This is a genomic window from Microbacterium lacus, assembly GCF_044794305.1.
GTDB classification, from domain to species: domain Bacteria; phylum Actinomycetota; class Actinomycetes; order Actinomycetales; family Microbacteriaceae; genus Microbacterium; species Microbacterium lacus_B.
The window spans coordinates 2,918,522-2,932,254 of sequence record NZ_CP084996.1; the positions used below are offsets into that span (position 1 = coordinate 2,918,522).

Genomic DNA, 13,733 nt, shown 5'->3' on the forward strand with positions numbered 1-13,733 from the left:
GCATTGCCGAGTTTGCACGCGCCGTCGGGCGCGCCCGCCGATCGGCGGCGAGGGGATCGGGGGTGGATGCGGTGGCCGCACGTCTCCCGTCCGCACCACCGATCCTTCCTGGTCTGGCATACATCCGGCCCCTGGGCTCGGGTGGGTTCGCGGATGTCTTTCTCTACGAACAAGACATGCCGCGACGCAACGTCGCCGTAAAAGTGCTGCCGAGCGATGTGCGCGACCCGGATCTGCGCCGCATGTTCAACGCCGAAGCCGACGTGCTGGCGCACCTCTCTGCGCACCCGGCGATCGTCACCGTGTACCAGGCCGGAATCTCGGCCGACGGTCGCCCCTACATCGTGATGGAGTACTGCCCTGGTTCGCTCGCGCAGCGCTATCGCCGGGAGCGGATTCCCGTACCCGAGGTGCTGGCGGTCGGGGTTCGGATGGCGAGCGCCCTTGAGTCCGCTCACCGCGCGGGCCTCGTGCACAGAGACGTCAAGCCCAGCAACATCCTCATCACCGCGTTCGGCACTCCGGTGCTCGCCGACTTCGGCATCTCGTCTTCCCTGCTGCGGGTCGGCCCCGATGAAGTGCTGGCGATGTCGATCCCGTGGAGTGCGCCCGAGGTGATCGCCGAGCAGACTCCGGGCACCATCGCGAGCGAAGTCTGGAGCCTCGGTGCCACCGTGTACTCACTGCTGGCCGGGCACAGCCCCTTCGAACGCCGCGAGTCGGGGCAGAACGCCAAAGAGCAGTTGCGCAGGCGCATTGGCCGCGCCTCGTATACCGAGATCGCGCGGACCGACGTTCCGGCGTCGCTCCAGGCCGTGCTGGCGAAGGCGATGAGCCGTGACCCTGACCGCCGGTATGCCACAGCGTTGGCCTTCGCCGAGGCTCTGCACGAGGTGCAGGGCGAACTCGATGTTTCGCTGACGCCGCTCGAGGTGCCCGAGCAGGAGTGGACCGCGGCATCCGGACCCGTCGATTTCTCGGACGAGCAACTGCGCGGGCCCGCGCGCAGCCGCATCGAACGCGAAGACCGCCGCAAGTCTCGCGAGCCCGCGGGCGTGACCAGCATGGCGCGCGATGAAGACACTGACATCTCTGACCGTGCGCCGGCCTCGCCCCGCGGGCGCCGCACCGCAGTGATCGTCGCCGCTTCGGTGGGTTCCGCGGTGATCGCCGCCGGCGCCGTCGTGGCCGTTCTGATGGCAACGGGGGTGCTGTGATGCGACGCAGAACCATTGCCGGCATCGCCTCGACCGTCGCCGCGATCGGACTCATCGCCGGAATCAGCGTCGTCTGGCCGGGGCTCGACGCGCAAGAGACCCCCGAGGTAGACACCTCGATCTGGGCGCTGCAGACGGGTGAGGGGCGACGCTACGCGCGCGTGAACACCACGATCGGTGAACTCGATACCGTCCGCGGCATCAGCAACCCCGATCAGGTCGTGCAGACCACAGATTCTGCGTTCGTCTTCAGCGACAGCTTCAGCACCTACACGCGCATCGACGAGACCCTGCCGATCGACCTCGACGATGAAGCGCTGCGCGAATCCGACTCGACGCCCGCCGGCACCACCACGGTCGCGGCATCCGGAGATTACGTCGCCTACCTCACCGATGCGGGCGCCGTGTACGCCGGCGTGCTCTCCGACAGCGACGCGCCGCAGATCGACCCGTTTGCAGGCGGCGACGAAGACGCTCCGCAGTACACCGCTGATGCGATCTCGGTCGATGATCGCGGCATCCTGTTCGCGTACTCACGGGAGGATGCCTCGGTCCTCCGACTCGACATCGCCACGCGCGAAGTGCGCGGCCGCGATGAGCTGGTCGCCGAGAACATCACCACCCCCGCAATCACTGCGGCCGGTGACACGTGGGCCGTTGTCGACATCGACGACGGCGATGTCTGGCTTCGTGGGGCGGATGCCTCGGCATCCGCGCCGACACCGGGCGCGGTCGTCGTGGGGGCGGCTTCGGCCGAGGCCGATGCGATCTACCTGGCCGATGAGGTGGGACTGATTCGCGTGCCCGCCGATGGATCGGCCATTGCTCTGGCTTACGGCACCGGCACGACGGTGCTCGGAACCCCCGCGACCCCCGTGTGGCACGAGGGCGAGGTGTACGCCGCATGGCTCGCCCAGGGCGGAATCGGCGGCACACTGTGGAGCCCCGGCGCCGGGCCCGTCGTGCTCGACTACGGGGAAGGCACGCTGCCCGACCAACGACGCCCTGCCTTCGTTGCCGGTGGATCGTCGATGATCCTCAACGACACCCGCTCAGGGTGGGTGTGGACGATCCCCGATGGCGACCTCGTTCCGTCGAGCCAGAACTGGTCGCTCGATGACCGTACCGACCCCGACGCTGTCGCCAGCGAAGAGCAACTCCCCGTTCAGCTCGACCCCAAGCCGCCCGTCGCCGAGCCCGACGCGTTCGGTGTGCGCGCGGGCGCACTGTCGAGCCTGTCGGTGCTGATGAACGATCACGACCCCAACGAGGACGTGCTCAGCATCGATCCGACCTCGGTGTCAGGGCTCGATCCCGGCTTCGGCAGCGTTGCGATCACCGACAGCGGGCAGCGGCTTGCGGTGCGGGTCGCCCCGGGAGCGACCGGGACCGCAACCTTCACCTACGCGGTGACCGATGGCACGGCCGAGGGTGGTTTGCTCTCGGAGCCGACGACTGTTCAGCTCACGGTCCAGGGCGACGAGGTCAACTCTGCGCCCGAGTGGTGCGGAGTGCAGGACTGTCTGCTCGAATGGCCCGAGCCCGAGGTCGCGAGCGGAGGGACGGTTACCGTCCCCGTACTGCCCGGCTGGGTCGATCCCGACGGCGACCCGTTCCTCCTTCTCTCGGTCGAGAACCCCAGCGGCATCGGCAGCGTTGCCGCGACCCCCGCGGGCGAGGTCATCTATCAGCACAGCGACGACGGAACGGGCGGCGAGAGTCTGGTCGAACTCGCCGTGACAGTCGCCGACACTCGCGGCCAGGCATCCACCCGTTCGCTCGTCCTTCGCGTGTCTCCCGAGCCTGCGCCCACGGTGCAGTCCTTCGCCGTCGTCGATGTGCTCGCCGAAGGCTCGACGATCGATGTCGCCCCGCACGTCACCGGCACCACGGGACTGCTCTCGCTCGAGTCGGTGCGCGTGCTCGATGATGCGGCGGCGTCGGCGACGATCGTCGACGGCACGACGTCGTTCGACTTCTCGCCGCAGGTCGCCGGCGTGTATCGCGTCGACTTCACGGTGACGGACGGCGCCACCACGGCGAACGGCACGGCACGCATCACTGTTCTTCCGGCCGACGCACCGCCGCAGTTGGCGACCGCACCGGTCGTGGCCTTCGTGCACCCGCAGGAGGACGCCACGATCGATGTGTTCGCGGCCGTGGCCAACCCCACGCGTCGGGTGCTGCTGCTGAGCGATGTCGAGGCCACCGCCGACCCCGGCGCCACTCTCTCGGTCGACGCGGTCGGGCAGAACTACCTGCGGGTCTCGGGTACGACCGCCACCGGCGCTGCGGGGCGTCTCGGTACGGTGCGCTACATCGTGAGCGATGGCACCGAAGATGCCGGAGCCTCGGTCGAGGGTGAGGCTACGGTCTACCTGCTGCCGCCGGCACCCGAGGTCGCCCCGATCGCCGTGGACGATGCGATCGTCGTGCGCGCGGGCGCCCAGGTCGACATCCCGATCCTCGAGAATGACATTTCGCCGGCCGGGGGTCGCCCGACACTCAACCCGGCCTCGGTCGTCTCGTCGTCGCCCGACGCGCTCGCATTCGCCTCGGGCGAGGTCCTGCGACTGCTCGCCCCCACCGAACCGGGTGAGATGACCGTCGACTACTCGGTCTTCACGACCGGTGCACCGTCGCTCGGCGACAGCGCGACCGTGCGCATTCGCGTGCTCGGCGACGACGCGAACCGGTCACCATCACCCGAAACCCTCGAGGGCCGCGTGCTCAGCGGTCAATCCACAACGATCGAGTTCGACGGGTTCGGGATGGACCCCGACGGCGACGTCGTCACCCTCGACCGCATCGCGACCCAGCCTGAGCGTGGATCGGCGGCCGTCTCTGCCGATGGCACGTCGCTGGTGTACTCGAGTCTTCCGGGTGACCGCGGACAGGTCACTTTCGCGTACCAGGTGGTGGATGCCTCGGGCGAGACCGGTATCGGACGCGTGCGTATCGGCGTCCTTGACGCGCAGTCCAACCCGAGTCCGGTGACATACACCGATTACGTCCAGGTGCAGGTCGGCGAAGACAGCACGATCCGCGTGAGCCCGCTCGCGAACGACGTCGACCCGCTGGCGGGCAAACTGACGCTCACCGGCGTGCGCCCGGATGCGACGGCCTCGTTGACCGACGGCTCGGTCAACCCCGAGTTCACGCGCTTGAACGAACGCCTCCGCACCGTCGATGACTCGACGGTCGTGATCGATGCCGGGATGGAGCCGGGCACGATGGCGTTCCTCTACGACGTCGAATCCAGCTCGGGCAACACCGGCCGGGGATTGATCGTCGTCAAGGTCGTGCGCGAATCTGTGCCGGACTACCCCATCGTCGACGACACCACCTTGACCGCCGAGACCCGTGAACAGTTCCCGTCGGGTGTCGAGGTGATCGCGGGCAAGGCGACCTGGTCGGGGGGTGACGTGCGCGACCTCGATCTGGCGCTGTGGGGCGAGCCCGACGACGTGTCGGTCAACGGCCGCACTCTGCAAGGCGAACTGCCCGCGACGACGCGCGTGATCCCCTTCGCCGTAACCGGCGAGGGACCGGCCGGAGAGGTCACGACTTACGCCTTCCTTCGCGTGCCCGGCGACGACGACCTCACACTGGCACTGCGGGCAGGCGTGCAAACGCCCGAGGTCGTCGAGCTGGAATCGGTCACCTTCGACCTCGCCGATCTGGTCGCGGCTCCTCGCGGGCGCGGGATCGAAGTGGGCACCGATGTCGCACCGTCTGGGGCGCGGACCGAAGCGACGTGTCAGGTCGAATCCGGTACGACGGTTCGCTACACCGCTGGCTCGGGAGCGCCCTGGGTGGACGCCTGTCAAGTGCCCGTCCGACTCGAAGGGTCGGACGAGTGGACATCGCTGTCGGTTCCGATCACGGTGCAGGCCCTCGACCCCCAGCCCGAGCTGCGAGCAGGCTCAATGACCGTCGGGCCCGGCGAAACAGCGACCTTCGACCTCACCGACATGACGACCTGGCAGCTACGCGAGGACTGGGACGGCATCCAGTACGCCCTCGACTACGGGGGCGCGAACTTCGACGTTTCTCTCGCCGGCACGATCGTGACCGTCACCGGTCGTGACCGCGCCGCCCCCGGCTCGGAAGAAGCCGCCACGGTCTCGGTGAGCAGCCACACCGCCGTCGCGCCTGTCCGGCTCATCCTGCGGGTCGGAGCCGCGCCCTCGGTGCTCCCGCAGGGAGGATCCCTCACCCAGCAGTGCACGCAGTCCTCGGGTTCGTCGTGCTCGATCTCGGTCATCGGCGCCTCCGGCGAGGTCAATCCGCTTCCGCGGACACCTCTCGAGCTCACCGCAGTGCGCCCGGCCGGTACCTGCGTGGGCGTCAGCTTCTCGGTGGCATCGGCATCCACCGTCATCGCATCCTGGACGGGTGACGCACCGGGCGCGACCTGCTCTGCCAGCTTCTCGGTGCGCGACGCGCAGGGACGCACGACCAACGCCGAGCGCGACGGTCGCATTCTGTTCGACCTGTTGGGCTACCCGAAGGCGCCGGCGAGTGTGAGCCAGACGGCGTTCGCGAACGGCACGGCCACGCTGCGTGTCGACCCCGGTGCATCGCGCCAGGCCTACCCATCGCTGACCGGCTTCGTCATCCGCAGCAACGGTGTCGTGGTCGCCCAGTGCAGCACGGACGGCCAGTGCAGCCCCATCGAGGCGCCCAACGGCGAACAGCGCACATACGAGGCGTTCGCGGTCAACTCGGTAGGCGAATCGCGATCGAGCGTGCGCACGATCGCGTGGGCCTATGACGCGCCGCCGAGCCCCTCGAGCGTCACCGCGCGTCCGGTGCCCACCGGCGGCGACGGGGGAGTCATCGCGCTGACGATCGACGGAATCAACTCCGACGAGACCGGCTATCTCGAGATCACCAGTGCCACCGGGGAGCGAACGACCGTGCCGGTTGGTCGCAACGAGAACCGCATCGAGGTTCGGTCATACCGGGTCGGGACGAACAGTGCCACCACAGTGACGGTTACTCCGTTCTCGAGATTCGATCTGCCGCCCGGTATCGGCGGGAGCCCTTCCGGCGCCTCCGCAACGGTCACAGCCAACGGCGTCGGCGCACCCCGCGACCCGCAGTTGACCTTGAGTTCGGCCTCCAACGGCGACGGCACGTCCACCGTGACAGCCCGCGCCTCTGCAACACCGAACGGGGATGGGTCGACACTGCGGTACGGGATCGTTCAGGAAGGTCAGCGCTGCGAGACCGCAGCCGACGGCGAAACCGCGACCTTCCCGAGCCTGTCGGACGGCAACGAGTACCGCTTCACAATGTGCGTCGAGTCGTGGGCGATCGACACGTCCTTCGGTCGAGCCGAGACCTCCGCTTCGGTGCGTGCGCAACAGTCGGGCAGGACACCGCAGGGCTGGACGTTCGTGGTGGATGCTTCGCCCAACGTGTCGCAGAACCGCGCCGAGTGGATCATCCGCGAGCAACCCACCTCGAGCGACCGCATCCCGAACAACAACAATGTCGAGTTCTCGGGCGGGCCTCCGACGGGTGTGTTCGGCCGCGACCCGGTCATGCAGGTGCGCTACGTGCACCGCCTGTGGGGCACCGCCACGTCATGGGCGACCGTCACACCGCGAGCAGGCACCGCGCCCTACCAAGTGCAGGCCTCGTGGCGGGTGGCCTCGTGCGTGGGTGGCTCGGCGCTGAGTGCGGTGGCGGATTCGTCCGCGGCTCCGGGCGGGAGCAGGCCCGCGATCACCTTCGGCAACGCAGGGTTGCGCTACTTCGACGACGGAAACAGGGTCATCCCGCACACGGTTGACACGTGGCAGGTACCGGTCGGTGCCGTGCGCGTCGAGGGCGTCACCGTGTCGGTGTCGTGGACTGCGCAGGGCTGGGGGCTCCAGGCCGCGAACGCGACGTTCTCGGGCACGTGCGATCCGAACAACCCCGGACCGCCCGACCCCGAACCGCCCCCGACTCCGACGCCGACGCCGTGATCACGGCGTACGCCGACACCCTCACGCTGACTTTCACGCTGACTTTCACAATGGAGAACGAGACATGACGATCACCGCAGAGCAGGCCACGTGGTTCGCCCAGACCTTCAGTCAGCTGGCCGACAACGTCGAGCGGTCGGTGCTGGGTAAGCGGCATGTCGTCGAACTGGTGCTCACCGCGATGCTCAGCGACGGTCACGTGCTCCTCGAAGACGTTCCCGGGACGGGAAAGACCTCTGTTGCGCGTGCTCTCGCTCAGTCGGTGCAGGGCACGAACACCCGTATCCAGTTCACTCCGGATCTGCTGCCCGGCGACATCACCGGCATCACCGTGTACGACCAGAAGGTCGGCACGTTCGAGTTCCATGCGGGCCCGATCTTCGCCAACATCGTCCTCGCGGACGAGATCAACCGCGCGAGCCCCAAGACGCAGTCGGCGCTTCTCGAGGTCATGGAAGAAGGTCACGTCACGATCGACGGTGTGACACGCCCGGTGGGCGTGCCGTTCCTCGTTCTCGCCACGCAGAACCCGATCGAGCAGGCCGGAACCTACCGTCTGCCCGAAGCGCAGCTCGACCGCTTCATGATGCGGACCTCGTTGGGCTATCCCGACCACGCGGCAACCGTCCGGATCCTCGACGGTGCGGCTGTGGCGACTGCTGAGCTTGCGCCGATCATCACACCCCAGGCCATGGTCGGCATGGCCGATTTGGCCGCTGCGGTCTATGTGGACGCGCTCGTGCTGGACTACATCGCCAGGATTGTGGATGCTACGCGCTCGGCCGACGAGGTGCGGCTGGGTGTCAGCATCCGCGGTGCCATTGCTCTCACGCGGGCGTCGCGCACACGCGCCGCCGCGCAGGGGCGCACCTATGTCACGCCGGATGACGTCAAGACCCTCGCCGTCTCGGTTCTCTCGCACCGGTTGATCCTGCAGCCCGAGGCCGAGTTCGACGGTGTCACGCAAGAGGCGGTCGTCGGTCAGGTGCTGCTTGACGTCGCACCCCCCAGTAGGCGCGAGGCCGTATGAGCCTGACCGAATCCCGCCTCACCCGCACCTCGGCCCGCACAGCAGGGGCGACGCGCACGCAGACCCACACCCAGCTCACCGCGACGAGTCGAGACGGGCGGCTCGTCCGCGCCGTCCTGTGGACGACGGCGGCGTGGCAGGCCGTCCGTGACGCTGTCATCGCGACGGCGCGCTGGTGTGCCCGGACGATGTCGGCGGCAGGCGTCTTGGTTGCACTCGCCGCGACAGCGGGCCTCGCGCTGGGATTCGTCTTCGGGTGGGTCGAATGGGCGGTCGCGGGCGCCATCGCCCTGTTGCTCCTGCTCATGAGCATCCCGTTCCTCTTCGGCACCCGCATGTACGACGTCGACCTCGGGCTCGCGCACGAGCGCATCACCGCCGGCCACGGCGTGACCGGCGAGATCGTGGTGCGCAACTCCGGTCACAGCATCGCGCTCCCTGGACGCATCGACATCCCCGTCGGTAGTGGGTTGGTCGAGTTCGGTGTTCCGCTGCTGCGGCCCGACCACACGATCGCCCAACCGTTGGACATTCCGCCGCAGCGGCGCGGAATCGTGCGCGTGGGCCCCGCGACGACTGTGCGCAGCGACCCGATCGGGCTCTTGCGCCGCGAGCACGCGTTCGAAGACGTGCACGACCTCTATGTCCATCCGCAGACGGTCGCCCTTCCCTCGACGAGCGCGGGACTTATCCGCGATCTCGACGGCAACCCGACGCGCCGCCTGGTCGACTCCGACATGTCGTTCCACGCGATCCGCGAGTACGCACCCGGCGATTCGCGTCGGCAGGTGCACTGGAAGTCGACGGCGAAGACCGGCCAGCTCATGGTGCGCCAGTACGAAGAGTCTCGCCGCTCACGCATGGCCGTCGTCCTCGGCCTCGCCGAGCAGGAGTACGCGGATGCCGATGAGTTCGAACTCGCCGTCAGCTGTGCTGCGTCGTTGGGCCTGCGCGCCGTGCGCGATTCACGCGAACTCGACATCGTCGTCGGCGCCGAGATCCCCCGCGTGGTCAAGGGTCGTCTGCGGGCGATCCGGCAAGTGCCTGCGATATCGCCCCGCGCGATGCTCGATGGTTTCAGCGGTGTCGAACGCCTCGAGAACACCATGCCCGTCGAGGACGTGTGCCGCCTCGCCGAGGAGTCCAGCGACCGCATCTCGATCGCCTACATCGTGGTCGGCTCAACGGTGAATCTGACCCGCCTGCGCCAGGCCGCGCTTGCGTTCGCCGGTGACGCTGTGGTGGTGGGCATCATCTGCGATGAGCGCGCACACCCGCGCGTGCAACAACTCGGTGGCCTTCAGGTCTTGACCGTCGGCACCCTCGATGACCTCGCGGGTCTCCTCGTTCGAGGAGCGACCACATGAGTGCGCGCGCCGCTGAGCCTGTGCGCCCCCGGGCGCCCCGCTCTGTCCCGACCCGATCGCGGTGGGCGACGATCTCGCACGGCGTGGTCGCGGGCTCGCTGTACGTCGCCGTTATGGTCGTACTCGCCGCTGTCGCCGCGTGGCCGATCTACCGCGGGTGGTCGTTCATCGTGCTCGTCTCTGCCGCCGTCGCCGTCGCGACGGCCATCGCTGGCGTCGCACACTGGCGCCGCTGGAACGGCTGGGTGGTGGCGGGCATCCTCGCCGTCGCACTGTTCGTCTTGGGGGTTGCCTTCGCTGTGCCGAGCCGGATCGCCGAAGGCCTTCCCGGTGTGCTTCGCGGCTTTGCGGATGTCGCCACGGGAGTGGTGCTTGGGTTCAAAGATCTCCTGACCGTCGATCTTCCGGTGGGCGCGTATCGCAACCTTCTCGTACCGGCGCTGGTCGTCTTCTTGGTGGGCACGTGCGGTGCTCTGCTGCTGGCTTGGCGCGCGGGACGGTTGGCCTATGCGGCTGTCGCCGTCGCGATCGGGATGCTGTCGTTCGGGCTGTTCTTCGGCCGCACCTCGGTCTCGGCACCCGTGTCGTGGGGTCCGTTCACGCTCGCCGCACCCGTCGAGACCGCGCTGGGTGTCGGTGGGTTGGTGGCAAGTGTGCTCTGGCTCGCCTGGCGCACGCGTGAAGAGCGGGTACGTGCGCTCCAGCGCGCAACGGCCTCGAGCGGGGTGCGACTGAGCCGGCGCCCCTCTCAGACCGACCGCCGCCGGCGCGCGCTGGGCGCGGGCATGGTCGCGGTCGCCGTGGTGACCGCCGTAGCGATCGTTCCGGCCGTCGCGGCGGACCGCGAGCGTGACGTCCTCCGCGCTACCGCCGGGCCTGAAATCGAGATGTCCCGCGCGGTGAGCCCGCTGGCCGCCTACCGAGGGTTGTTCGCCCTCGACCGCTCAGACGACGTGCTGTTCACGGTGACGACCGGCGAGGACGCGCCGGAGCGTGTGCGGATCGCGACCCTCGACGGGTACGACGGCGAGACCTATCGCAGCGGTGCGTCCGGCGCGGGCGTCGCCTCGCGCTTCGTGCGCGTGCCGTCGACCTTGGACGCTGGTGACGGTCGCGAGGTCGAAGCGACCGTGTCCATCGATCAGCTGACCGGCATCTGGATGCCGACGGCCGGCAGCCTCTCGCAGGTCTCTTTCTCGGGCGGTCGTGCCGCGGCACTCTCGGACGGCTTCTACTACTCCGTCGATGCCGAAGCCGGTGTGCAGATTGCCCGGGGCGGACTGCGCGCGGGCGATGAGTATGTTCTCCGCGGGGTGGAAGCCGAGCCCGTAGAGCTCGCCACGATCGCCGCGCCGGGGGGTGCGGCGACAAGGAGCGCAGTCAGCATTCCGCCGAATCTCGAAGCGTGGATCGACGAGCATCGTACGGGCTCCGGGGGTGCGGCACTGGATGGCTTGGTCTCGCTTCTGCGCGAACGTGGCTACCTGAGTCATGCCCTGGCGATCACCCCCGAGGAGCCCCCAGCGTGGATGGCCTCGCTCGCGGACTACTCGTTCCAGCCCAGCGCGGCGGGGCACTCCCTCGCGCGCATCGACACCCTGTTCGGTCGCCTGCTCGAGCGTGAGAACGATCCTCGGGCCGAGGCATCCGGCAACTATGTCGCGGCGATCGGCGACGACGAGCAGTTCGCGGTGGCCGTCTCGCTCATCGCTCAGCAGCTCGGCTTCCCGTCGCGCGTCGTGCTCGGCGCTCGTTTGGAATCCGCTGAACCCGGGCTCGCCTCGTGCGATGCCGGTGTCTGCCGCGCGCAAGACCTCACGGTGTGGACCGAAGTCCTCGCCGACGACGGTGCGTGGGTGCCGGTCGATGTGACTCCGCAGTACGCGGCGTCGCCGAGCCTCGACCTCAGCGAGCAACGCGACCCCGAGAACGTCACCGAGGTGTTGCCCGACACGATCAGCGAGGTCGTTCCCCCCGACCCCGTGCAAGAAGATGTCGCGCCCAACGATGACACCGCCGACGAGTCGGGCCTCGATCTCGCGTGGCTCTGGCCGCTCCTGAGGGTCGCCGCGATCGCCGTGCTGGTGCTGCTGATCCTCTGCGGACCTTTCCTGGTGGTCGTCGCCGCAAAGGCAGCCCGCCGCCGTGCCCGTCGTCGCGAAGGTCACCCGGCTACGCGGATCGCCGGCGGTTGGGACGAATACGTCGACGCGGCCGTCGATACCGGCAGGTCGCACCCGTGGGCGTTGACGCGCACCGAGCTCGCGCTCGCGTACGCGGTGCCCGCGCGGGACGCGGAGGTCGCATCGCCAGAGAGCGAGGGCGGTCGGATGCTGGCGGACCAGGCCGATCGGGCGTCGTTCTCGGCCGAAGACACGACGGCCTCCGATGCCGATGCCTTCTGGCAGATCGTCGACGCTGAGCGCGCCCGCTTCGCCCGTGAGGGCGGGGTGTGGCATCGTCTGCGCTCAGCCGTATCGTTGAGGTCGTTCCTCAGGCTTCTCACCCCGTCGCGTGCCGGCGCGGGTCGCCCATCATCATCGAGAGGGGGAGGCATCGCATCGCGGGATGCGGGCCGATCTAAATGACCGGAACCTCTGAGTTGAGCGAATCCACCGCGGTCGCTCTGGGGATAGCGACCTTCGTCGTCTTGATCCTGGTGTACGTCTGGACGTCGCTCGCGCTGGCCGCGCTGTTCCGCAAGTGCGGAGTCGAGGGCTGGAAGGGGTGGGTTCCCGTCCTCAATCAGATCACCCTCCTGCAGATCGGCGGCTTGAGCGGGTGGTTCTACCTGTTGGTCTTCGTGCCACCGGGGCTGTTCGTCGTGTCGGTCATCGCGTGTTACCGGATCAGCAAGGCCTTCGGGTTCGGAGTCGGCATGACGATCCTGTCGGCCATCGCCCTCCCCGTGTGGGCCAGCATCCTCGGCTTCGGGTCGGCACGATGGGTCGGCGCGGAACTCCGCACGGGTGCAGGGCCGGTTCGCACCGGCACGCCGGCCGGCGACCTCGACTCCGCAGAGCCTACGTTCGTGCCCAGCCCCACCCCACGCGGCCGCTCGACGACCCAGGGCGCCGACGCCGAAGAGCCCCTCCCGTGGACTGACTGGGCAGCCCCCGCGACGCCCGCGCGCTCCACGTCGGCGGTGCAGAGCCCTCCGGCATCCGCGTCTGCAGTTCCCCCCGTCCCACCGATGCCGCCGGTTCCTCCGCGCCCACCGCGTCCGGCCTGGGCCTCCGACGCTGACCTCGAAGAACTCGAAGTGTCAGCCATCGCCCCGGTCGGGTTCACGCCCACGTCAGCCTTTGCCCGCTCGTATGCCGAGGACGACGAGACCGACGGCATCGACGACCTCATCGCCCCGACGGTTCACCCGGCGCCCCCTGCCGCCGAGCCGGCGCCGGTCACCCCCGCCACGCCCATCGTCGAGGCCACGCAGGTCGCCGCGCCGATCGCGCAGGCGCCCGTGACCGGCACCCCCGCGCCGACGCCCGAGACCGCTCCGATGGTCACTCAGGTCCCGGCGGCGGCTGCCGAACCACTCGACGAGCCGTGGGCTCCTCGCCGGTCGGCGATGCCGCTCACGAGCGAACCCCTGAGTGACGAGTCCTTCTCCGATACGTCGGGCGAGGTGTCGGCAGTGGCGGGCGCTCCGGATGCGGGAGCCCCGCGATCGGCGCTCGCATCGGTGTCTGCGCTTTACACACGGGCCGAGCCCGCCGATGACGACGCGTTCGATGACACCGTCATCACCCGGCGGCGCCGCGCGATCTGGTCGCTCGTGCCTCCGATCGGCGCGCCCATCGAGATCACCGAGGATGTCGTCATCCTCGGTCGACGGCCCGACCCCGACAGTTCCTACCCGCGCGCACAGCTGATCCCGATCGTCGACGACACCCGTACGGTGTCGAAGACCCACGCGCGGCTCGAACTGCACGGCGAGAACTGGATGGTGACCGACCTCGGCTCGACCAACGGTGTGCTGTTGGCCACGCTCATGGGTACCGAGGTCGAAGCCGAGCCGGGCGTCGAGCTCGCCGCCGGGGAGCGGTTCTTCCTCGGCGATGCCGAAGTGCGCCTGCAACGCAGTGACCCGTGAGCGCTCTCGTGAGTGCGATGACGACGGAGCGCGTACACG

6 protein-coding genes are annotated in these 13,733 nt (G+C 68.8%); all 6 read left to right on the plus strand.

Annotation, left to right across the window (positions count from 1 at the left end):
* Positions 1-71: 71 nt before the first annotated feature.
* The 6 genes from LG299_RS13805 to LG299_RS13830 all read left to right on the plus strand — a co-directional run bounded on the left by LG299_RS13805 (position 72) and on the right by LG299_RS13830 (position 13,694).
* Complete coding sequence (locus tag LG299_RS13805; RefSeq protein ID WP_404431203.1) at positions 72-1,217, plus strand: serine/threonine-protein kinase; 1,146 nt, start codon at positions 72-74, stop codon at positions 1,215-1,217.
* Positions 1,217-7,198, plus strand: coding sequence for an Ig-like domain-containing protein (locus LG299_RS13810; protein ID WP_404431205.1), 5,982 nt, complete (start codon positions 1,217-1,219; stop codon positions 7,196-7,198). Before LG299_RS13805 ends, LG299_RS13810 begins: the two co-directional genes overlap by 1 nt.
* A gap of 64 nt (positions 7,199-7,262) precedes the next feature.
* Positions 7,263-8,228, plus strand: coding sequence for an AAA family ATPase (locus LG299_RS13815; RefSeq protein WP_404431207.1), 966 nt, complete (start codon positions 7,263-7,265; stop codon positions 8,226-8,228).
* Positions 8,225-9,595: a DUF58 domain-containing protein gene (locus LG299_RS13820; RefSeq protein WP_404431209.1), complete on the plus strand. Its 1,371-nt coding sequence runs from the start codon at positions 8,225-8,227 to the stop codon at positions 9,593-9,595. The genes LG299_RS13815 and LG299_RS13820 overlap by 4 nt, the downstream gene beginning before the upstream one ends.
* Complete coding sequence (locus LG299_RS13825; RefSeq protein ID WP_404431211.1) at positions 9,592-12,183, plus strand: transglutaminaseTgpA domain-containing protein; 2,592 nt, start codon at positions 9,592-9,594, stop codon at positions 12,181-12,183. The genes LG299_RS13820 and LG299_RS13825 overlap by 4 nt, the downstream gene beginning before the upstream one ends.
* Complete coding sequence (locus LG299_RS13830) at positions 12,180-13,694, plus strand: DUF5684 domain-containing protein (protein ID WP_404431213.1); 1,515 nt, start codon at positions 12,180-12,182, stop codon at positions 13,692-13,694. The genes LG299_RS13825 and LG299_RS13830 overlap by 4 nt, the downstream gene beginning before the upstream one ends.
* Positions 13,695-13,733: the final 39 nt, after the last annotated feature.

Coding starts and splice junctions, on each gene's coding strand:
- LG299_RS13810 (WP_404431205.1), top strand. CDS start 1,217: ATGCGACGCAGAACCATTGCCGGCATCGCCTCGACCGTCGCCGCGATC.
- LG299_RS13815 (WP_404431207.1), top strand. CDS start 7,263: ATGACGATCACCGCAGAGCAGGCCACGTGGTTCGCCCAGACCTTCAGT.
- LG299_RS13820 (WP_404431209.1), top strand. CDS start 8,225: ATGAGCCTGACCGAATCCCGCCTCACCCGCACCTCGGCCCGCACAGCA.
- LG299_RS13825 (WP_404431211.1), top strand. CDS start 9,592: ATGAGTGCGCGCGCCGCTGAGCCTGTGCGCCCCCGGGCGCCCCGCTCT.
- LG299_RS13830 (WP_404431213.1), top strand. CDS start 12,180: ATGACCGGAACCTCTGAGTTGAGCGAATCCACCGCGGTCGCTCTGGGG.